Origin of the sequence: Kribbella yunnanensis, from assembly GCF_039529655.1 — a bacterium.
GTDB classification, from domain to species: domain Bacteria; phylum Actinomycetota; class Actinomycetes; order Propionibacteriales; family Kribbellaceae; genus Kribbella; species Kribbella yunnanensis.
On record NZ_BAAANF010000008.1, the window covers coordinates 72,139 to 91,266 of the forward strand.

The following is a 19,128-nucleotide window of genomic DNA, read 5'->3' on the forward strand; positions in this document are numbered from 1 at the left end:
GTCAGTTGATGCCGATGAGGGGGATGTCTCGGATGAAGGGGGCTTGGCGGAGGTCGTTGAGGGTGGGGCGTTCGACTTTGGCGCCTTGGGTGGGGTTGCGGGCCCAGTCGGAGCCGGCGCCTTGGGTGGCTTCGTAGAAGGTGTAGCCGCCGATGGCGAGGAAGATGACGGCTGCTGTGGTGGCCAGCCAGCGGGGGCGGAAGAGGTTGCGGGCGGTGATGTGGGCGCCGCGGCGTAGGGAGTTGCCGCCGGGTCCCCACCAGGCGGTGAAGAGTGCGGTGAGGCCGGCTGCTCCGAAACCTACTGCTGACAAGGGCTGCCAGGTGAGGCTCTTGGCTGTGGCGGTGACGCCGGTGGCGATGCCGCCGACTACTGCACCCATCACGAGCGGCAGGATCAGACACAGCACAGTGATGAGTCCTGCGGTCACTAGCTGGATCGGGGACGAGGCGACCGCGACGACACCGTCCGAACGACCTGCGCGGCCGCGGACCTGGCGGCGGCGCATCAACGCCGTACTGCCGCGGTCGACCGTTCTGGCGATGACGAAGAGGATGGTGGCGGCTACCGCGCCTAGCAACGGGTAGAGCGCGATGAGTCCGGTCAAGCCGACCATGAGGCCGACAACTACCGCGGTACGTCGGCCTGTCGCCGGTGCGCGGTGTGGTTCCACCTGCTGCCCGGGCTGCTGGTACGGCGACATGTCCTTCGACGGCGCCTTGTACGGCGACACCTCCCGCGACTGCGGTTGGTACGGCGCAACTGGTTGCGGGCTGCCCTGGTATGGCGCGACTGGCTGGGGTGAGCCCTGGTAGTACGGCATCGCGCCAGGTGCGGCTGCGACGGGTGCGGGACTGTACGTCGCTGGATGAGTCATCGGCGGCGTACCGAACGGTCCAGCAACAGGAGCACCGGCAGCACCGGCACCGGCAGCGCCTGCTGCGGCGGCTCGGGTGGCTTTGCGGGTGGCGGCGGCGTCTCGGACTTTGTTGGCCAGGGGGGAGAAGTCGGAGAGGGAGGGGATGACGTGGGGGACGAGGTTGGCTACCTCGGTGGGGGACGGGTCTGTCGCCTGCGGTTCTGCGGTGGTGTCCGCGGGCATGACTTGGGTCAGTTGGCGGGTGGGTGGGTGCAGTGGGGCGGTTTCAGCTGCGGGGGACTCGCGTGGGGGGAGGGCGTCGCGGCCTTCGGCGTAGCGGGTTAGGCCGGTCATGATTTCGGCCTGGGTGGGGCGGTCCTGCTTCTTGGGGGCCAGGGCTGCGGACAGGAGCGTCTTGAGGCGGGGGTCGAGTCCCTCTAGGTCTGCTTGGCCGGTGTGGACTCGGTGCAGGACGGCTTCGAAGGGGCCCTTGCCGAAGGGGCGGCGGCCGGTGGCGGCGAAGGTTACGGTTGCGGCCCAGCCCCACCAGTCGGCGGACTCGGAGACCATCTCGCCTTCGATGAGCTCGGGGGCCAGGTAGCCCGGCGTACCGATCACCAGGCCGGTCTGGGTGAGGCGGAGGTCGTCGGCGGCCTGGGCGATGCCGAAGTCGATCATCACCGGCTTGCCGTTGAGCATCATCACGTTGCCGGGCTTGAGGTCGCGGTGGATCACTCCGGCCAGGTGGATCGCCTGGAGCGACTCGGCGAGGCAGCCGGCCAGCGGGAGCCACTTGCGCGGGGTCAGCGGACCACGGTCGTCTACCTGCTCGTCCAGAGGACGGCCAGGGACGAAGCGTGTCACCAGATAGGGGCGGTCGGCTTCCAGGTCGTGGTCGAGGATGCCGGCCACACCGGGGTGGCTCACCTTCTGCAGTGTGGTCGCTTCACGCTGCAACCGCGCGCGTGCGGTCTCGTCGTGGGCCACGTGCGGCCGCAGGACCTTCAGTGCGACCTCTTGCAGGTCGGGTCCCTCGGCCAGGTAGACAACGCCCATGCCGCCTTGGCCGAGGCGCCGGATCAACCGGTACGGGCCGACGTGCTCCTCCACCTCCCCGGCCGACGTGGAAGGCGTTCCCCCTGTGACTGACATGCCATCTACCGTACGTCGGCAGCAGATCAACCATCCACGATGACGTCCGAGGTAATCGTCAGAACGACCTCCACGCCCGAGGCTGATACCACCATCAGCCGCGCGAGGAGGCACCTGTGACGCACTACGCGATCGCCAACCTGCAGAACGTCAACGTCGGCCCGGACATCGTCGAGTACCTGGAAAGCATCGACGCGACACTCGCGCCGTACGACGGTCATTTCATCGTGCACGGCCATCAGCCGGAGTACGTGGAAGGTGAGTGGGCCGGGACTCTGATCGTGATCGAGTTCCCCGACCAGGCGAGTGCCCGGGGCTGGTACGACTCACCGGCGTACCAGGCGATCCGGCCGCTCCGCACCAACAACTCCGATGGCGTGACGATGCTCCTGGAGGGTGTCGACCGCACTCACCGGGCCACCGATGTACTGGCCAGATCCTGAGGTATATCGGCCATCTGGCCGCTGGTCGGCTAAGCAACCAACCGGTTGGCTGGAAGCATGCGAATCGAGATTCTGGTCTTCGACGGTGTGGACGAGATGGACGTGATGGGCCCGTTCGAGGTGTGGAGTCACGCCTCCCAGCGAACGGACCTCGAGCTCGCGCTGGTCGGGCTGGCCGGCCCGGCGGAGGTGACCGGCATGAGCGGGCTGCAGTTCCGGGCACCGGACGGACTAGGGACTCCGGATGCGTTGGTCGTCCCCGGCGGTGGCTGGGGAAGCCGTGCCGAGAAGGGCTCGTGGGCGGAGGCGCGACGCGGTGTGCTGACCGCACGCGTTGCGGAGTTGGCACCTCAGTTGCGCTGGATCGGCTCGGTCTGCACCGGCACGATGCTGCTCGCCGAAGCCGGCCTGCTGAAGGGTCGCCCGGCTACCACCCATCGCAGTGCGTTGACCGAGTTGGAGGCGTTCGAGGTCGACGTCCAGCGCAACCGTGTGGTCGACGACGGTGACGTGATCACCTCCGGCGGCATCACGTCCGGTATCGACCTGGCCTTGTACGTCGTCGAACGCGAGTACGGCGTGGATGTCGCGAACGACATCGCGGGCTGGATGGAGTACGACCGAACCCGCGATGTCCTCGTGACTAGCTCACAGGCATCCTGAACGCGAGTAGTCCGGTACCGGTTGCGTTCGTGATCGCCGGTCCAGAGCCGTTGTGGCTCTGGTAGATCAAAGCGGTCACTCCGGTTGCCGGCCCGGACAGTGTGAGCACCAGACTCCCACCGGCCTGGTAGGCAACAGATGACACCGTGACTGTCGAACCCTGCACCCGGAAGTCCGCAGCCGAGCCGGCGGCCACAGTGAGCGGATCAGCCGTCCGGAGCTTCACCACGAGCTGTGAGCCGGAGGCGGTGACACTGGCCGGGTTCGGCGCAGACACACCGGCCGACGGGCCGCCGTACAGGTCGCGTGCGATCACTGCGAAGTTCTGGTCGCCCAGATCGCGGTAGCCGCCCAGGTAGGCGTAGTGACAACCGTCGTGGCCGGGCAGCCCATTAGTGGAGAGCAGTACGACGCCGTCGGTGTCGCCGAGCGCACGCTGCGCCTCACGCAGGTTGATGTTGGTGGTGTTATTGCAGGGCGACGTGCGGACCTGGTTGACGTAGTACCGGGTCGCACTGCCGAAGTCGGCGCGCCAGTCCGCCAGTAGAGCGCGGAAGCCGGCCACGTGCACCGCTGCGTTGTCGTTGTCGCTCTCGCCTTGGTACCAAAGCACCCCGCGCACCTGACTGATCAGGCCGGCAGCTTTGAGCCGCGTGCGCAGCCGTCCGTAGTTGGTGGTGAGGTCGTCCGGGTTCTCATCGTTCCGCTGGAAGAAGCTGATCGGCTGACCGCCATGCGCGCCCTGCACGATCGCCACCGGCACCCTGTAGGTGTCGACGATCCGACGACCCATCCGGATCGCCCACTGCCCGACCGAACCAGACTGCACTGTCACGTCACCGGTCGCGTAGTGCCAGACGCGGTCCGCCCCGGAGATCTGACCGTCCGAAGTCGGCGTGCCGTAGCTGCGCAGCCAGGGCGACTCCTCCGCATTCGCAGCGCCATTGAACTTCGCCGCCTCCGCGTTGGACTGCCCCTGGATGACATACACATCACCCGAGACCACACCGGTACGCCGAGCCACCACTCGCTCGGTTCCACCACCAACAGCACGCAGTTCGAACGTGTACTCCTGCAGTGCCGCATTGATCCGCGGAGTGAACCGGAAGTCGCGCGCCTGCGAGCTGTAGGTGTCGGTGTGTCCGTTGCTGGTGACCCGCAACCGCACCTCGGACACGTTCGACGAGGTGATCCGCCCAGCCACCGGCACGTTGGCGCCGTTCGCCGCATCGCGTGGAATCAGCTGCCGATCCTGCGGCGCCTCGGACAGACTCACCAGGGAGGTCCGTACGTACGCAGTCAGCTTCCGCTGGGTGAGCCGCGGGGCGTTGCCGGCGAACGTCCAGTCCGGCTGACCGGACGGCGAAGTCCCGATCCCGATCGACAGCGGTACGTCGGCAGGCTGGGTGAACGAGTTGATCGCGAGCACCGTCTTGGCAGCCGCGCCAGATGGCCGGGTGGCGCCGACCTGCGAGACCTGGAACGACCCGTACGCACCGTTGGTCGGGCTGTCGTCCACGTCGTACGTGATCGGAGAGGTGTTCGCTACCTGCGTGCTGGTCTGCTCGGCGTAGGTGTTCGGCCACATCTCCAGGTAGCCGGTCTGTCCGAGGCCAGTGGTCACGTTCGGCACGTTGGAGGCGACCTCCAGGTCATCCACGCGCTGCCGGGTGACCTGTCCGGCCTTGGTGGGTAGTCCGATGTTGCGGGCGTCCTTGGAGAACGGCTCCATCGCAGTCCACACGCGCTGTGGACCGTCCGGCCCGTTCAGCTCGAGGCAGTATCCGACGCGGTCGAAGTTCGACCCGACCTCGGTACGGCGGTCAAGTGTGTACGGGAGCTCTTTGTCGAGCCACCCGGCGCGCTCCGGCAGTGTCAGCTGCAGCACCGGTGTGAAACCGACAGTTGCGGCAGCACAGCCGACTCCAGGATCTCGGACTGCCGGAAGGATGGCATTGGCCGGCGCGGTGACGGCCGAGCCGAGCAGAGTGGCGACAACGGACACGGCAAGAAGACGGCGAGGCATGGGCGGACCTCCGGGGCGGCGGCGGACTGTCACTCACCTTGGTAGCGACAACCCGCCTCGGCGGCTTCGGCCGGACCGCCGTCTTGCGGCCAGCGGTCCGAACCGTGCGCCCAGTGGCCTTCGTTGTCAGCTCTTCTGCAGCTCCGGGTAGACGCCCTCGAGCGGACCGGCGACAGCCTTCTTCGCCCACCGCGCGGTGTCGTCGGCCAGCACCTCGTAGGCTCCGGACTCGATCCCGTCGAGTGCCTGCTTGGCGACATCCTCCGGCTGCGTCTTCGGCCCCGGTACCCCGGCGGTCATGTCAGTTTCGGTGTATCCCATGTGCAGGCCAGTGACACCGATGCCACGGTTCAGCAGTTCGAGGCGCAGCGAGTTGGACTGATGCCAGAACGCCCCCTTGGTGGCCGAGTAGGCGCCGTGCCGGGCCACCCAGGACAGGGCCGAGTGGGCATTCAGGATGTGACCGCCGCCGTTGCGCTCGATGATCGGGACGAAGGCCTTGGTGACTTCCAGCGGGCCGAAGAAGTTCGCTTCGAAGACCGCGCGCAGCTCGTCGGTCGGAGCGTCCAGGTAGGTGTCCGGCGAGCTCGCGCCGGCGTTGTTGATCAGCACGGTCACGTCAGGCGCCGCGGCGGCCAGGGCCGCGATCGACGCCGGGTCGGTGACCTCCAACGGCAGCGGTACGACGCGGGGGTCGGTGCTCGGCTTCGGTGTCCGTGCGGTCGCGTACACCTTGGCGGCGCCGCGGGTGAGCAGGTCGTCGACGAGGGCCTTGCCGATACCACGCTGGCCGCCGGTGACGAGGACGACAGCACCGTCGAGTGAGGTCATGAAATGCTCCAAGCAGTAGGAAACCGATCTGTTTCCAGAACAGTAAACCGATCAGTTTCCGAATTCAAATCGAGCCGGTACCCTCGTTGCATGAGCACCTCCGCAACACCCCGCGAACGTCTCCTCGAGGCCGCGGGCGATCTCTTCTACAGCGACGGCGTCAACATCGGAGTCGATGCGCTCTGCAAGGCCGCCGGGGTGTCGAAGAAGTCGATGTACCAGCTGTTCCGTTCCAAGGACGAGCTGATCGCGGAGAGCCTGGCGAACCGGGGGCCGGCGTACCAGGCCACGCTGCAGCCGGGCCCGGACGACCGGCCGCCGCGGGAGCGGATCCTGGAGGTGTTCGAGCGCCTCGACGACCTCGTTGCCGACGGCAACTTCCTTGGTTGTCCGTACGTCGCGACCGCGGTCGAGCTGAAGGATCCGGAGCACCCGGGCTCGGTGGTCGCGCGGCACTTCAAGCAGCAGCTGACCGACTTCTTCCACCGCGAGCTGGTGAAGGCCGGCGCGGATGACCCGGGCACGCTGGCCATCCAGCTGACCATTGTCTTCGACGGCGCGAGTGTTCGCGCGGTCGTCCGGGCCCAGTCGCTGGGTGGTATCGGCGTGCTGACCGCCGGCGCGCTGCTGGATGCGGCCGGTATCCACGCTCCGGAACTGGCCGGTCAGCTGAACTGATCGCGGGTTACTGTCCGGGGATGGAGATTCCCGCCGAGTTCAAGGATCTGCTGTCGTCGACGGCGATCGCGATCGTGGGCACGATCGGCAAGAAGGGCGAGCCGCAGGTCACCCCGCAGTGGTTCCTCTGGGACGGCGAGCAGGTCCGGATCAGTCTGGTGGAAGGCCGGCAGAAGCTGCGCAACCTCCGCCGGAACCCGGCGATCTCGGTGATGATCGTCGACCCGGCACAGCCGACGTACTATCTCGAGCTGCGCGGCCGGATCGACGAGCTCGTTCCCGATCCCGAGTTCGATCTCGAGCAGGCGATCGCCCGCAAGTACGTCGGCGAATGGTCCGACGTGGAACCACCCGGTACGCCGCGGTTCGCCGCGAGCGTCGTCGTCGAGCGCATCACCAGCCAGCTCGGTCACCCCTGACGACCCCCAAAAAGGTCACTGTCGTCAGGGGTGCCTGCGATCAGTTCGTCAGCAGAGCGAGCTCAGCGCCAGCCAGCAGGAAGGCGCCGACGCCGAAGTCGGCGGTCGACTGGTAGTTGACCGGCTGGCTCGATTCCGGCCGGTCGCCGACCTTCTGCACATAACCGAGGAAGCCGTCCGGGTGCACGGCGGTCTGAACCATCCCGTTCCAGGCCCGTGCCGCCATCGGCAAATAGGTGACCGAAGGCAACAATCCGGTCCGGACCGCGTACGCGGCCGAGTACGCGAAGAACGCCGTACCGCTGGTCTCCGGGCCGGGCAGGTGCTGCGGGTCGGCCAGGTTGACGTTCCAGAAGCCGTCCGAGCGCTGGATCGACCGCAACGAACCCACCAGCTGCGTCAGGCCGGTCTTGTACTCCGCGACATTCGCCTGGTCGGCCGGAAGTGCCTTCAGCGTCTTGACGTGACCGGCCGCGACCCAGCCGTCACCTCGTGACCAGACGACCGGTTTCCCGTTGGGAGAAAGGATTCCGGTCGGCAGGAACCGCTCGTCGCGGTACCACAGCCCGTTCGACGGGATCCACAGCTTCCGGGTCCGCTTGGTGTGGTTGTAGAGCTGATAGACCTTCGTCCAGTACGCCGGATCTGCGCGCAGCCGGCCGATTCGCGCGAACGGCGGCATCGCCATGTGCAGGGCGTCGCACCACCACCAGTCGTCGATCTTGGTGCTGTTCACCATCCGGCTCAGGGTGTCGGTCGCCGCGGTCAGCTTGTCGGCGCTCGGTTCCAGGTCGTAGAGGTCGAGGTAGGTCTGAATGCAGTTGTGGTTGTCGGCATGCCGGGTCGTGACGCCGCCCGGGATGCCGTAGTTGTGCCGCTCGGCCCAGGCGCGCGCGTAGTTCAGGTAGCGCACCTCACCGGTCAGCTTGTGGGCGGCCATCAGGCCGCTGAAGAAGGTCGCGCGGGCCCAGCCGTTGTCGCCGGAGTTGCTGTGCGTGGCGATCCACTGGTCGGCGACGCGGCGGACCACGGCGATGATGTCGGCCCGCCGCGGCAGGCTGCTCGCCGGCGGTGCCGCCTGGGCGGTGGTAGCGGTTACAGAGGGTAGTGCCGGGGCGGCCATGACTGCGGTTCCGACGGTCAGGAACTGGCGTCTTTTCATGGGACAAATCCTCACTTTGTTCCACTGAGCTGGGAAGAAACCGGTATTGGTTCCAGCGTGAAGTAATGCCTGCTGAGATGTTGACGCCCTTACCGTCCGTCGTCAAACTTCCGAAAAGACTCTGCGGATTCTGGGGGGAGCTGCAGAGTCCTCCGCCCCCGAAGCAGCAAGGAATCCGCCCATGAAAGTGAAGGCATTTCTGGTGGCTGCAGCAGCCGCCGGTCTGGTGGCCGGTGCGCTGAGCAGCCCAGCAACCGCAGCACAACCCGCAACTCCCGCGCCGGCTGAGGCGCCGGCTGTGTTCGCGCACCCCGGGGTCGGCGTCAGCCGGGCCCAACTGGACTTCGTCAAGGCGAAGGTGCAGGCCGGTGCGCAGCCGTGGACCACCGCGTTCAACCAGGCCAAGAACAGCGCGTACGGTTCGCTGTCACGGACGCCGACGCCGCGTGCCGTAGTCGAATGCGGCCCGTACTCCAAGCCGGACTACGGCTGCACCAACGAGCGTCAGGACGCCATCGCGGCGTACACGGACGCACTGATCTGGTACATCAGCGGCGACGTGCGGTACGCGCAGAAGTCCATTGCCTTGATGGATGCCTGGTCGGCGACGATCCGCGATCACACCAACAGCAACGCACCGCTGCAGACCGGTTGGGCCGCGTCGTCGTGGCCGAAGGCGGCCGAGATCATCAAGCATGCCTACGGAAACTGGCCGAACTCCGGCCGCTTCGCGACGATGCTGCGTAACGTCTACGTTCCCGAGATCATCAACGGCTCGAACTCCAACGGCAACTGGGAGCTGACCATCATCGAGGCCCTGCAGGGCATCGGGGTGTTCCTCGAGGACAAGGCGATCTATGACAAGGCGATCTCGCTGTTCAGCTACCGGGCCCCGGCGTACGTGTACCTGGCGTCCGACGGCTCGCTGCCGAAGACGGTGCCGAGTCAGAACCTGAACACCCGCGACAAGATCGTCGGCTACTGGCAGGGACAGGGCACCTTCGTTACCGGTCTGACTCAGGAGACCTGTCGCGACTTCGTCCACACCGGCTACGGCATCTCCGCGATCTCGCACGTCCTGGAGACGGCCCGGATCCAGGGCATCGACATGTACCCGCAGTACGGCGAGCGGCTGCGGCAGGCCCTCGGCTTCCAGGCCAAGTACGAGCGGCAGGCCGAGCCGGTCCCGTCCTGGCTGTGTGGCGGGAGCGTGCAGCGCGGTCTCGGTCCGATCACCGAGGTCGGCTACAACGCCCTGCACACCCGACTCGGGATCGCGATGGCGAACACCCAGGCGCTCACCGAGGCCAACCGCCCGGCCGGTACGAACGCTCTGTTCCTGGCGTGGGAGACCTTGACCCACGCGGAGAACCCCGCCTGAGGTAGCAGACTCAGGCTTCCGAGGTGATCCGGAAGCGCCTGGACCCGGCGCTTCCGGATTGCCGTCTCAGCCGATCGCTTCGCCGCGTTTCCAGTAACCCTGGAAGGAGATTGCGGGCTTCGGCAGTCCGACGACGTTGACCAGATGGCGTCGTACCGCCTTGATCATCGCCGACTCGCCTGCGACCCAGGCGAAGTCGACGGTGTCCGCGAGTACGGCGGATTTGAGGGCCTCGAGCAACGGAATCTCGGCATCCGATTCCGGGGTCGCGGTGATCCAGGTGACGTCGGCGGTTCCGGGTGTCGGCAGTGCGCGGATGTCGCGGCCGTCCGGGACCTGGGCGAAGACGGTCGCGTGTACGCCAGGTTCCAGCTGCTCGAGAATGCCGGTCAAAGCAGGCAGTGCGGTCTCGTCGGCGATCAGGACGCGATGCGCGCTCGTGCTCGGCGGAACGTAGTCGACACCGGAGTTCAGCATCCCCTTCGCGCTGGTCGTGTCGACCGCGAACGGGAGGAACAACGCGATCTCAGCACCCGGTACGACGTTCGTCGCCCACGCCGAGGCGGGTCCGTTGACACCGTGGAGCACGAACTCGATATCGAGCTCGGACTGCTCGGCCCGCAGTTCGCGGATCGTGTACGTGCGCATGATGACGCGCTCGTCCTCCGGCTGGGCGCACCAATCGGCGTACCAGTCCTCGCCGCCCAGGAGCTTGAGGGCGCCGCCGTTCGGAGGCGGCAGCAGGACCTTGATCCGCTGGTCAGGACCGGCGACGGCCGCGTCGGCGATCCGCGGTGCGGTGAACGTCACGCGGCGCAGGTGCGGGCTCAGATCCTCGACGGAACGGACGGTCACGAACAGCGAATCGAAGACGATGGGCCGGGTGGCGACTGCGGTCATCGGGTTCTCCAAATCAGCCTCGGATGCACAGGCGGGAAGGCTCGGGTTATTCTGAGGCACCTAGAGGTTAGCCTTACCTAAGAGGATTCCGAAAGCCTGATGCCACCGTCCGATACCGCCGTCGACTCCGCCAGTGCGACCGCTGCCGTGTCGGCACGCCCGCGCCGGACCCGGCGGACCACGTTGGTCCTCGGGCTGATCGGCTCCATCGCCCTGCTCGCGCTGGTGGTGCTGCTCAGCATCGCGGTCGGCTCGAAGCAGATTCCGTTATCCACGGTGATCGACGCCTTGCGGCATTACGACGAGGCGAATACCGATCACGTGATCATCCACTCACTGCGTGTGCCCAGAACGCTCATCGGACTCTTGGTCGGTGCGGCGCTGGGATTGTCCGGTGCGTTGATGCAGGGCGTCACCCGCAACCCGCTCGCCGACCCCGGAATTCTCGGGGTGAACGGCGGCGCGGCGCTGTTTGTTGTCGGCGGCATCTATTGGTTCGGGCTGGCGAGTTTGACGGCGTACGTCTGGCTCGCCTTCGCCGGTGCGGCCGCGGCCTCGGTGGCGGTCTACTTCCTCGGATCACTCGGCCGCGAGGGTGTGACGCCGGTCAAGCTCGCGCTCGCCGGTGCGGCCCTGACCGCGATGCTCGGATCACTGACGACCGCCTTGCTGATCAGTGATGTCGATACTTTCGATCAGTTCCGGTTCTGGTCGGTCGGTTCGCTGGCCGGCCGCGGTTCGGACATCGCCGGCCAGGTCGCGCCGTTCATCCTGATCGGGATCGCGCTGTCGCTCGTCTGCGGCCGGGTGCTGAACGCGATGTCCCTCGGTGACGAGGTCGCGAAGTCGCTCGGTCAGCGCGTCGGGCTGGCCCGGTTGTTCGTCGCGGTCGTCGTCGTCCTGCTCTGTGGTGCCGCCACTGCGGCCGCGGGGCCGATCGGGTTCGTCGGGCTGACCATCCCGCACATCGCGCGGCTGATCACCGGGCCCGACTACCGGTGGATCCTGCCGTACTCGATGGTGCTGTCCCCCATCCTGCTGCTCGGTTCCGACGTGATCGGCCGGGTCGTCGCGCTGCCCGGTGAGCTCCAGGTCGGCATCGTGACCGCGGTCATCGGCGCCCCGTTCTTCATCATGCTGGTTCGCCGGCGGAAGCTGGCAGACCTGTGACCACAGCCGAAGAAGCCATCCACATCGTCAGCCGGGCCCGCGCGGTACGACAGGCCCGCACGGTCGCAGTGGTCGCCGTACTGGCTGTTCTTGTCTTTGCCACGTTCTGCGTCTCGTTGTCATTGGGTGACTTCAAGATCCCGGTGGTCGACGTGGTGAAGACGCTGTTCGGTGGCGGCGATCGGGCCACTGAGTTCATCGTGAACCGGTTGCGGCTGCCTCGTGCCCTGACCGGTCTGATGGTCGGCGCCGCGCTCGGTATGTCGGGCGCGATCTTCCAGAGCATCGCCCGCAACCCGCTGGCCAGCCCCGACATCATCGGTGTCACGTACGGCGCGAGTGCGTTCGCCGTGTTCGCGATCGTCACCCTCGGGATGACCGGGCTGGCGGTGTCCGGGTTCGCGATCGTCGGCGCGATCCTGACCGCGTTCATCATGTACGTGCTGGCCTGGCGGCACGGGGTGTCGAGCTACCGCTTGATCCTGATCGGGATTGGCATCGGCGCGATCGCCACCAGCATCACGTCGTACCTGCTGACCAAGGCCCGGGTCGAGATTGCCCAGCAGGCGCTGATCTGGCTGACCGGTTCGCTGAACGGGCGGGACTGGTCGAACGTGCAGGCGATGACGGTCACGCTGGTGATCGCCGCGCCGCTGTCCGTCTGGCTCGTGCACCGGCTGCGGATTCTCCAGCTAGGCGACGAGACGGCGTACGGGCTGGGGTTGCGAGTGGAGAGCTCGCGGCTCGGGCTGATCGTGATCGGGGTCTTCCTGGCCGCGGTGGCGACGGCGGCGGCTGGGCCGATCGGGTTTGTTGCGTTTGTCGGTCCGCCGATCGCGCGCCGGCTCACCCGGTCGCCGGGACCGGCGATGATCTCGTCCGCGCTGATCGGTGCGTTGGTGGTGGCCTTGTCCGACTTGATTGCCCAGCACGCGTTCGGCGAGACCCAGTTGCCGGTCGGTGTCGTGACCGGTGTGGTGGGCGCGCCGTACCTGATGTATCTGCTGGCCCGGACGAACCGGGTGGGGAGTGGTGGCTGAGATGGAGAACCCCGTGGAGAAGCCTGTGACACGACACAGTCTGGCAGCCGAGGGACTCGCCGTTGGCTACGACCAGCGGCAGATCATCGACGACCTCTCGGTCGAGATCCCCACCGGCAAGATCACCGTCATCGTCGGTGCGAACGCCTGCGGCAAGTCCACGCTGCTGAAGACCCTGGCTCGGCTGCTCAAGCCGTCGAAGGGCACGGTGCTGCTGGACGGCAAGAGCATTCAGTCGATTCCGACCCGCGAGGTCGCGACCAAACTCGGCCTGCTGCCGCAATCACCGACCGCCCCGGAAGGCATCACGGTCGCCGACCTGGTCGGCCGCGGCCGCTACCCGCGGACCCGCTGGATCCGCCAGTGGACCAAGACCGACGACGAAGCGGTCGCTCAGGCGATGACCTCGACCGACGTACTGGAGATCGCGGACCGACCGATCGACGAATTGTCCGGCGGTCAGCGGCAGCGGGTCTGGATCGCGATGGCGCTCGCCCAGGAGACGGACATCCTGCTCCTCGACGAGCCCACGACGTTCCTCGACCTGACCCACCAGTTCGAGGTCCTCGACCTGCTCGTCGACCTGAACAAGCGCGACGCCCGCACCATCGTCCTGGTCCTGCACGACCTGAACCAGGCCTGCCGTTTCGGCGACCACCTGATCGCGATGAAGAACGGCGCGATCGTTGCCAAGGGCAACCCCGGCGAGGTGATCACCGAAGAGGTCGTGCACGACGTCTTCGGGCTGCACGTCAAGATCATCCCCGACCCCGTCGCCGGTACGCCGATGGTCGTCCCGCTCGGCCGTCACACCACCCGCACCGACCGCCCCACCGACGTACCCGCAGCCGACCTACCGACCACCGCCAGCCCGGCAGCCGCCGCCCTAGCCGCCTCCGCCGCCGCCAACGGCGTCTGCCGCCCCACCGACCGCTGACCCACTGGACCCATTTGGCGGGTGCACCCCAAGGCCGGTTAGTTAAGGCAGCTCGGGCGACCCAACTCCCCAAACCGGTTCGGGGAGCGCCAGCGCACCGCCCGTAGCCATTCGGGGAGGATCCACCCCCCAAATACGACCGATATCCACCCCACACCAGATCGACACCGGCCGACATCCTCCCCAAACCGGTTTGCGCGGGACCCACCACCACGCTTTCCACACGACCGGGGAGCCCTACCCGCCGATTCGGTGGGGTAGCGCTCCCCAGCCTCGCCGTACAGCACCGCTCTCGACACCACCCCCGAACCGCTTAACTAACCGGCTTTGGGGTGCACCCACCAAATGCGCCTGGTGCGGGGTGGGGGTTAGCGGTGGGGGCGGGGGGTTAGGTGGTGGAGGAGGAGGCCGGCCAGGAGGGCGCCCAGGGTGCCTAGGGCTAGGTCGCCGAGGGTGTCGGTGTAGGCGGTTTGGAGTTCGGGGGACTTGCGGACGAAGGCGACGTACTCGCCGAGCTCCCAGATGACGGCCGCGGTGGCGCCGAAACCCAAGGCCACAAAGGCGGTGACGGCGCGGGAGAGGTTGCGCGGGGCAAAGGCGAGCAGGGCGCCGGCGGTGAGGAAGCCCCAGAGGACGAAGTGCATGGCGTCGTCCCACCAGGTGACGCTGTCGAACAGGTTGAGGCGGTTGCCGATCAGGTCGATCAGCCAGGGCAGTGTCAGCAGCAGGTCGGCTGGCCAGGGGAAGGTCCGGTGCAGTTTGCTGCGGGTGCGGCCGTAGGCCCACCACCAGAGCGGAAGCACCATCGCGCCGATCGGGTAGACGATCAGGCGGGCGGTGGAGGCTTTGCCCTTGATCCCGCTCAGGTCCGGCCAGATGAGGGCCGTGAGCAACAATGCGAACAGCAGCACCTTCGCGATCAAGGCGGCGTACCGGACCCGGTTGCGGTGCGTGGCCGGGGCTGTCGTAGTGGCAACCATCGTCGTCATGCCTCTCAGTCAAACCGACCGCTGGGCGAGGCGGATGAGTACATCTACGCGAAGAACCCCCGCGATGACCGTCATTGTGACGGATCGCGGGGGTCCTAGGGAGTAGCTGTCAGCCGACGCTCAGCAGGTCGACGACGAAGATCAGCGTCTCGCCGGGCTTGATCGCGTTGCCCGCGCCGCGGTCGCCGTAGCCCAGGTGCGGCGGGATGACCAGCTTGCGGCGGCCGCCCACCTTCATGCCCTGGACGCCGGTGTCCCAGCCCTGGATGACCTGGCCGACGCCGAGCTGGAAGCCCAGCGGCGCGCCCCGGTTGTACGACGCGTCGAACTCCTCGCCGGTCGAGTGCGCGACGCCCACGTAGTGCACGTTCACCCGCGAGCCGGCCACGGCCTCGGCGCCGTCACCCACGGTGATTTCGGTGATCTCGAGATCCGCCGGCGGCGGCCCGTCGGGAAAGTCGATCTCTGGCTTGTCAGTCATGCCACCACGATAACCAGACGCCCGGACCACCCCCGACCGAGGGGCAGAATGACGGTATGCCGACCTATCGCGCGCGTTTCGATGCCACTGTTGCGTTCACGAACGGAGGCGGGCTGCAGGTGCAGGGGTTCCTGGTCGACGTTCCGTCAGCCGACGTCACGTCGGGTGAGATCGGTGAGCTCTTCCTGGACTCGTTGGGGTTGTTGATGGCGGGGAAGGTGCAGCTCAGCAAAGTGGAGGTCGTTGAGGCTGCGCACAAAGGCACTCGCGGTGGGCCCGCCGCCGGCGGGGCGGCGCGCGGCGAGGGGACGGCGTACGTCGAGCTCAGTCACGTCATCCGTGACGGGATGGTGACGCTGCCGAACCTGCCGGGGCCGAGTTTCAGTCAGCAGTTGACGCGGGAGGCGTCGCGGGAGATCTACGCGCCGGGCACGGAGTTCGAGATCGGGCTGCTGACGATGGTGACGAATACGGGGACCTACATGGACAGCCCGTATCACCGCTACCCGGACGGGCACGACCTGACCGGGTTCAGTCTCGAGCGGACGGTCGACCTGCCGACGGTTGTCGTCCGGGTGGAGGACAGCGGCCGGCTCGGGATCGACGCGGCCGCGCTGGCGACGTACGACGTACAGGGCAAGGCGGTCCTGCTGCATACCGGTGACGATGTGCGCTTCGGTACGCCGGAGTACGTCGAGGAGCCGCATTTCCTCACGCGGGACGGCGCTGAGTGGCTGATCGATCGCGGAGCGGTGCTGGTCGGGATCGATGCCGCCAACATCGACGACATGACCGACGGGACTCGTCCCGCGCACACCCTGCTGCTCGGCGCGGGAGTCGCGATTGTCGAGCACATGACCAACCTGAGCGCCGTACCGCCGACTGGTGCACTCTTCACCGCGACCGCTCCGCGCATCGAAGGGCTCGGGACCTTCCCCGTCCGCGCTTACGCCAAGCTGCCCTAGGGACTGACGTGGGCGTGCAGGTGAGCGTCGTGGCGGCCGTCGTCCAGCTGCCAGGCGCTGCGCAGGGTTCCTTCCAGGAGGTACCCGGCCTTCTCCGCGACGCGGCAGGACTGGTGGTTGCGGGTCGAGTGCTGCAAAGCGATGCGCTGGAAGCCGAGGCCGAAGCACCAACGCTCAAGCGTCGCGATCGCCTGCGCGGCCAGTCCTTGACCACGGGCCGCGGGGAGCATCCAGTACGACAGGCTGACGGTCGCCATCTCCAGGTTGATCTCCCGGAGCCCGATCTGGCCGACGACGGAGTCGCTGGTGATGGCCCACGAGGCAGCCTCGGCCGCTGGCGCGGTGTCGATGCGCAATACGTGCCAGCGCTCGATCTCGGCGTTGGTGAACGCCTCGATCACCGCCGGTACGTCGGTATTGCGCCACGGCCGGAGGTTGTCGAGCGCAGGCTGGCCGGCCGCGAACGCCGTACTGGGGACTGGCATGTCAGCGGGAAGCCAGGACCTCGCGGAGTTTGGCGGCGAACTCGGTCGGTTTGCCGGGCATCCCGTACTCGTCGCCGAGGAAACCGCCGTGGTTGCTCGGGAAGACGACCGGGGTGAGCCCGAGGCGCTCGGCGAGCGCCTGGCCGCCGCGCGCGGCGAGCTGGTTCGCGGACTCCTCGCCACTGCCGATGATGAGGTGGTCCTTGACCTTCGCGAGGCGGTCGAAGTCCGGCTCGTACGACGTGGTGCCGCGAATGTTCTGGCCCATCAGGATGTCGTCGCGGCTGCCGTCGTCTTCGGTGGACAGGCCGAACATCGCGGGATCCGGCGCGGGCCGGTCGGTGTAGTCGGCCGGGAACTCGCCCTCGAAGCTGACCAGCGCAATGAACTTCGCCATCCCCGCGCCGTGACCGTCCCGCTGGTAGGTCTCGTAGACATCGGCGTTGGCGGCCTGCGCGGCCTCGGTGTCCGGGACCAGCTTGACCAGCGGCGGTTCGTGCGCGACCACCGTGCGGACGAGGTCGGGGCGGTTGGTTAGGAGCGCCAGCGCGTTCACCGCGCCGCCGCTGCTGGCGAAGATGTCGACCGGCCCGACGTCCAACGTCTCGATCAGTACGGCGAGATCGCCGGCATGGATCATCGGGTTCAGCTCGCCGCTGTCGGTCCGCACGCTGCGCTCGACGCCCCGGGGATCGTAGGTGACCACGGTCCGGTCGGTGAAGTGCGATGCGAGGCTCGGGAAGCCGCTCGCGCCCATCGGGCACCCGATCAGCAGCAACACCGGCTGGTCGCGATCGGTAAGACTTCCACGAACGTCGTACGTGAGGGTGACGTGAGGGATGTTGATCGTGCTCGTGACCGGTTCCGTCATGAGCCGAGCCTCTCACCCTCGCCCTCTGCGGGACTACCCTCGGAGGCCATGCGGAGGAAACTTCTGGTGACGTTCCTGGCGGCCGCGCTGACTCTGGGCGGCTCCGGTACGGCGCATGCCGTCGGACCGAACTACGGCGAGTACTCGCTGATGTTCGAGAAGTCCGCCGGCCAGTACTGGGCAGGTCAGACCGCGGCCGGGCAGTGGGCGTGGTCGCCGTTGAGCGCGACCGAGTCCGATATCTCGTGGGGCGACCCTGCGGCCTGGCCGCCGAAGTACGCCGAGCACTTCATTCGTGACGGCGACTGGGTTCTCGTCGAGGGCTACAACGACGGCGCCGGTCGGCCGCTGACGCAGGTCCAGCGCGTGACGTCGGAGCAGCTCGGTGACGCCGACTGCAACAACCTCACGCCGATCCCCTCCGCGGGCGGCCGCCAGCACTACGTGAAGTGGAACATCCCGGCCACCGGCTACTGCCTCGACGCGACCGGCACCATCAAACCCCCGAACGGCTCCACCACCGTCAACTTCCGCCATCTGCAGAAGTGGTCACCACCGCACGCCTGCTCCAATCCGTACTTCAAAGCCCAGACGTGCATCACCCAGTTCGAGCAGTGGTGGGACGACAACAACCACCCCTACTCCCTCCAACTCACCCGCACCCTAGAACTGGCCAAAGGCAAAGGCATGGCCTTCACCAACCGCACCACCTTTCCTGTCAGCTGGAACGCCGACGCCCGCTACTACTGGCACTACTGAACGGGTAACCGGCCGACGTGGCCGGGGCTTGGTGCGTGAGGATGCGGCCGGTGGGGGTGGCGAGGAGGCGGGCGAGGTTGGCGTCGAAGGAATCGTCGAGGTGCCAGTCGGCGGTGAGGATGTAGAGGGTCCGGGAGCCTAGGGCGCACGCGAAGCCGAAGTGTTCGAGGGGGACGGTTTCGAGGACTTCGCCGCCCTCGGCGATCCGGAGGCAGCTGGGACCGGCTTCGGTGAAGCCTGGAGTCCAGATCGCGCCGTCGGCGTCCATGCACATACCGTCGCCGGAGTGCGCCGCCCAGACGCGCCGGTTGATCAGCCCGCCGTCGGGAAGGACGTCGTACGCCGTCAACGTGCGGGCGAACGACTCAGCGACCACCAGCGTTTCGTTGTCGGGCGTGATGACCATGCCGTTGGGGAACGCGAGTTCGTCGGCGACCCGACGTACTGTGCCGTCTGGCGTGATCAGCAGGATGAACCCGGGTCGCTCGCCCTCGGCCGGAGTGAACGAGCAGCCGCCGTTGACGTAGATGTTGCCGCGGCCGTCGACCACGAGTTCGTTCAGGCCGCCGTACGACGAGAGGTCCGCGTGCACGGTGAGTTCGCCGGACGGCTCTTGGCGCAGCAGCAGGCCTTCCTGGCCGGAGACCACCAGCAGACGGCCGTCGGGCAGCCAGTCGATCGAGAAGGGCAGGGTGGTGTCGACGCGCGCCATCACCTCGCGCTTACCGTCCGCATCGATGGCGAGGATCTCCTGCGTTCCCCAGTTCGCACACCACAGGCGGCCGTCGTGCCAGCGGGCCGACTCACCGATGACCAGTCCGTCAAGCAGCACTTCAGTCATGTTCCAGCTCCTTCAGGTGAGGCTTGTTTACCTGTCTACGAACGAACCGGATCGCATTCGACAGCCCAGGGCACGC

The 19,128-nt window shown here is 67.2% G+C and carries 20 protein-coding genes; 10 read left to right on the forward strand and 10 right to left on the reverse strand.

What is annotated here, in order from left to right:
- Position 1: 1 nt before the first annotated feature.
- Positions 2 to 2,011, reverse strand: coding sequence for a serine/threonine-protein kinase (locus ABD231_RS11760; RefSeq protein ID WP_344149434.1), 2,010 nt, complete (start codon positions 2,009 to 2,011; stop codon positions 2 to 4).
- Between the two features lie 116 nt (positions 2,012 to 2,127).
- Between ABD231_RS11760 and ABD231_RS11765 the strand changes: the two genes are divergently transcribed.
- Positions 2,128 to 2,454, forward strand: a complete 327-nt coding sequence (locus ABD231_RS11765; RefSeq protein ID WP_344149436.1) for a DUF1330 domain-containing protein — start codon at positions 2,128 to 2,130, stop codon at positions 2,452 to 2,454.
- 57 nt (positions 2,455 to 2,511) lie between these two features.
- A complete protein-coding gene (locus ABD231_RS11770) occupies positions 2,512 to 3,117 on the forward strand; it encodes a DJ-1/PfpI family protein (RefSeq protein WP_344149438.1) in 606 nt (201 codons plus the stop codon).
- Here the strand turns inward: ABD231_RS11770 and ABD231_RS11775 are convergent.
- Positions 3,098 to 5,143: a sialate O-acetylesterase gene (locus tag ABD231_RS11775; RefSeq protein ID WP_344149440.1), complete on the reverse strand. Its 2,046-nt coding sequence runs from the start codon at positions 5,141 to 5,143 to the stop codon at positions 3,098 to 3,100. The genes ABD231_RS11770 and ABD231_RS11775 overlap by 20 nt on opposite strands.
- Positions 5,144 to 5,269: 126 nt before the next feature.
- A complete protein-coding gene (locus tag ABD231_RS11780) occupies positions 5,270 to 5,974 on the reverse strand; it encodes an SDR family oxidoreductase (protein WP_344149442.1) in 705 nt (234 codons plus the stop codon).
- A gap of 90 nt (positions 5,975 to 6,064) precedes the next feature.
- On the opposite strand from ABD231_RS11780, the gene ABD231_RS11785 reads away from it, so the two are divergent.
- Positions 6,065 to 6,652, forward strand: a complete 588-nt coding sequence (locus ABD231_RS11785) for a TetR/AcrR family transcriptional regulator (RefSeq protein ID WP_344149444.1) — start codon at positions 6,065 to 6,067, stop codon at positions 6,650 to 6,652.
- 20 nt (positions 6,653 to 6,672) lie between these two features.
- Positions 6,673 to 7,071: a PPOX class F420-dependent oxidoreductase gene (locus tag ABD231_RS11790; protein WP_344149446.1), complete on the forward strand. Its 399-nt coding sequence runs from the start codon at positions 6,673 to 6,675 to the stop codon at positions 7,069 to 7,071.
- Positions 7,072 to 7,111: 40 nt separating this feature from the next.
- On the opposite strand, the gene ABD231_RS11795 is transcribed toward ABD231_RS11790, so the two are convergent.
- Complete coding sequence (locus ABD231_RS11795) at positions 7,112 to 8,233, reverse strand: glycoside hydrolase family 88 protein (RefSeq protein ID WP_344149448.1); 1,122 nt, start codon at positions 8,231 to 8,233, stop codon at positions 7,112 to 7,114.
- 181 nt (positions 8,234 to 8,414) lie between these two features.
- On the opposite strand from ABD231_RS11795, the gene ABD231_RS11800 reads away from it, so the two are divergent.
- Positions 8,415 to 9,614, forward strand: a complete 1,200-nt coding sequence (locus ABD231_RS11800; protein ID WP_344149450.1) for an alginate lyase family protein — start codon at positions 8,415 to 8,417, stop codon at positions 9,612 to 9,614.
- Between the two features lie 66 nt (positions 9,615 to 9,680).
- Here the strand turns inward: ABD231_RS11800 and ABD231_RS11805 are convergent, their stop codons facing one another.
- Positions 9,681 to 10,514, reverse strand: a complete 834-nt coding sequence (locus ABD231_RS11805) for a siderophore-interacting protein (protein WP_344149452.1) — start codon at positions 10,512 to 10,514, stop codon at positions 9,681 to 9,683.
- Positions 10,515 to 10,613: 99 nt separating this feature from the next.
- On the opposite strand from ABD231_RS11805, the gene ABD231_RS11810 reads away from it, so the two are divergent.
- Genes ABD231_RS11810 through ABD231_RS11820 form a run of 3 tightly spaced genes read left to right on the forward strand, consistent with a single transcriptional unit; the run spans position 10,614 to position 13,661 of the window.
- The gene (locus tag ABD231_RS11810) at positions 10,614 to 11,684 is read left to right on the forward strand and encodes a FecCD family ABC transporter permease (protein WP_344149454.1); all 1,071 of its coding nucleotides are present in this window, start codon (positions 10,614 to 10,616) and stop codon (positions 11,682 to 11,684) included.
- Positions 11,681 to 12,724 carry a FecCD family ABC transporter permease gene (locus ABD231_RS11815; protein WP_344149456.1) on the forward strand — a complete coding sequence of 348 codons (1,044 nt, stop codon included), beginning with the start codon at positions 11,681 to 11,683 and terminating at the stop codon, positions 12,722 to 12,724. The genes ABD231_RS11810 and ABD231_RS11815 overlap by 4 nt, the downstream gene beginning before the upstream one ends.
- 1 nt (position 12,725) lies before the next feature.
- Entirely contained in the window at positions 12,726 to 13,661 is a 936-nt protein-coding gene (locus tag ABD231_RS11820; protein ID WP_344149458.1) for an ABC transporter ATP-binding protein, read from the forward strand.
- Positions 13,662 to 14,029: 368 nt separating this feature from the next.
- Here ABD231_RS11820 and ABD231_RS11825 read toward each other — a convergent pair whose 3' ends face one another.
- Positions 14,030 to 14,650: a DUF2238 domain-containing protein gene (locus tag ABD231_RS11825; RefSeq protein ID WP_344149460.1), complete on the reverse strand. Its 621-nt coding sequence runs from the start codon at positions 14,648 to 14,650 to the stop codon at positions 14,030 to 14,032.
- A gap of 109 nt (positions 14,651 to 14,759) precedes the next feature.
- The gene (locus ABD231_RS11830; protein WP_344149462.1) at positions 14,760 to 15,131 is read right to left on the reverse strand and encodes an FKBP-type peptidyl-prolyl cis-trans isomerase; all 372 of its coding nucleotides are present in this window, start codon (positions 15,129 to 15,131) and stop codon (positions 14,760 to 14,762) included.
- A 56-nt stretch (positions 15,132 to 15,187) separates the two neighbouring features.
- Between ABD231_RS11830 and ABD231_RS11835 the strand changes: the two genes are divergently transcribed.
- Positions 15,188 to 16,096, forward strand: coding sequence for a cyclase family protein (locus tag ABD231_RS11835; RefSeq protein ID WP_344149464.1), 909 nt, complete (start codon positions 15,188 to 15,190; stop codon positions 16,094 to 16,096).
- Here ABD231_RS11835 and ABD231_RS11840 read toward each other — a convergent pair.
- On the reverse strand, positions 16,093 to 16,581 hold the full coding sequence (locus tag ABD231_RS11840) for a GNAT family N-acetyltransferase (protein WP_344149467.1): 489 nt from the start codon (positions 16,579 to 16,581) through the stop codon (positions 16,093 to 16,095). The two genes, ABD231_RS11835 and ABD231_RS11840, sit on opposite strands and share 4 nt — an antisense overlap.
- A gap of 1 nt (position 16,582) precedes the next feature.
- On the reverse strand, positions 16,583 to 17,452 hold the full coding sequence (locus ABD231_RS11845) for an alpha/beta fold hydrolase (protein WP_344149469.1): 870 nt from the start codon (positions 17,450 to 17,452) through the stop codon (positions 16,583 to 16,585).
- Positions 17,453 to 17,500: 48 nt separating this feature from the next.
- Between ABD231_RS11845 and ABD231_RS11850 the strand changes: the two genes are divergently transcribed.
- Entirely contained in the window at positions 17,501 to 18,211 is a 711-nt protein-coding gene (locus ABD231_RS11850) for a hypothetical protein (RefSeq protein WP_344149471.1), read from the forward strand.
- Here the strand turns inward: ABD231_RS11850 and ABD231_RS11855 are convergent.
- Positions 18,171 to 19,052, reverse strand: a complete 882-nt coding sequence (locus ABD231_RS11855; RefSeq protein WP_344149473.1) for an SMP-30/gluconolactonase/LRE family protein — start codon at positions 19,050 to 19,052, stop codon at positions 18,171 to 18,173. The two genes, ABD231_RS11850 and ABD231_RS11855, sit on opposite strands and share 41 nt — an antisense overlap.
- Positions 19,053 to 19,128: the final 76 nt, after the last annotated feature.

Excerpts from the sequence above, each read along its gene's own strand:
- ABD231_RS11760 (WP_344149434.1), bottom strand. The coding sequence starts at position 2,011 with ATGTCAGTCACAGGGGGAACGCCTTCCACGTCGGCCGGGGAGGTGGAG.
- ABD231_RS11770 (WP_344149438.1), top strand. The coding sequence starts at position 2,512 with ATGCGAATCGAGATTCTGGTCTTCGACGGTGTGGACGAGATGGACGTG.
- ABD231_RS11775 (WP_344149440.1), bottom strand. The coding sequence starts at position 5,143 with ATGCCTCGCCGTCTTCTTGCCGTGTCCGTTGTCGCCACTCTGCTCGGC.
- ABD231_RS11780 (WP_344149442.1), bottom strand. The coding sequence starts at position 5,974 with ATGACCTCACTCGACGGTGCTGTCGTCCTCGTCACCGGCGGCCAGCGT.
- ABD231_RS11785 (WP_344149444.1), top strand. The coding sequence starts at position 6,065 with ATGAGCACCTCCGCAACACCCCGCGAACGTCTCCTCGAGGCCGCGGGC.
- ABD231_RS11790 (WP_344149446.1), top strand. The coding sequence starts at position 6,673 with ATGGAGATTCCCGCCGAGTTCAAGGATCTGCTGTCGTCGACGGCGATC.
- ABD231_RS11795 (WP_344149448.1), bottom strand. The coding sequence starts at position 8,233 with ATGAAAAGACGCCAGTTCCTGACCGTCGGAACCGCAGTCATGGCCGCC.
- ABD231_RS11800 (WP_344149450.1), top strand. The coding sequence starts at position 8,415 with ATGAAAGTGAAGGCATTTCTGGTGGCTGCAGCAGCCGCCGGTCTGGTG.
- ABD231_RS11805 (WP_344149452.1), bottom strand. The coding sequence starts at position 10,514 with ATGACCGCAGTCGCCACCCGGCCCATCGTCTTCGATTCGCTGTTCGTG.
- ABD231_RS11810 (WP_344149454.1), top strand. The coding sequence starts at position 10,614 with ATGCCACCGTCCGATACCGCCGTCGACTCCGCCAGTGCGACCGCTGCC.
- ABD231_RS11820 (WP_344149458.1), top strand. The coding sequence starts at position 12,726 with ATGGAGAACCCCGTGGAGAAGCCTGTGACACGACACAGTCTGGCAGCC.
- ABD231_RS11825 (WP_344149460.1), bottom strand. The coding sequence starts at position 14,650 with ATGACGACGATGGTTGCCACTACGACAGCCCCGGCCACGCACCGCAAC.
- ABD231_RS11830 (WP_344149462.1), bottom strand. The coding sequence starts at position 15,131 with ATGACTGACAAGCCAGAGATCGACTTTCCCGACGGGCCGCCGCCGGCG.
- ABD231_RS11835 (WP_344149464.1), top strand. The coding sequence starts at position 15,188 with ATGCCGACCTATCGCGCGCGTTTCGATGCCACTGTTGCGTTCACGAAC.
- ABD231_RS11840 (WP_344149467.1), bottom strand. The coding sequence starts at position 16,581 with ATGCCAGTCCCCAGTACGGCGTTCGCGGCCGGCCAGCCTGCGCTCGAC.
- ABD231_RS11845 (WP_344149469.1), bottom strand. The coding sequence starts at position 17,452 with ATGACGGAACCGGTCACGAGCACGATCAACATCCCTCACGTCACCCTC.
- ABD231_RS11850 (WP_344149471.1), top strand. The coding sequence starts at position 17,501 with ATGCGGAGGAAACTTCTGGTGACGTTCCTGGCGGCCGCGCTGACTCTG.
- ABD231_RS11855 (WP_344149473.1), bottom strand. The coding sequence starts at position 19,052 with ATGACTGAAGTGCTGCTTGACGGACTGGTCATCGGTGAGTCGGCCCGC.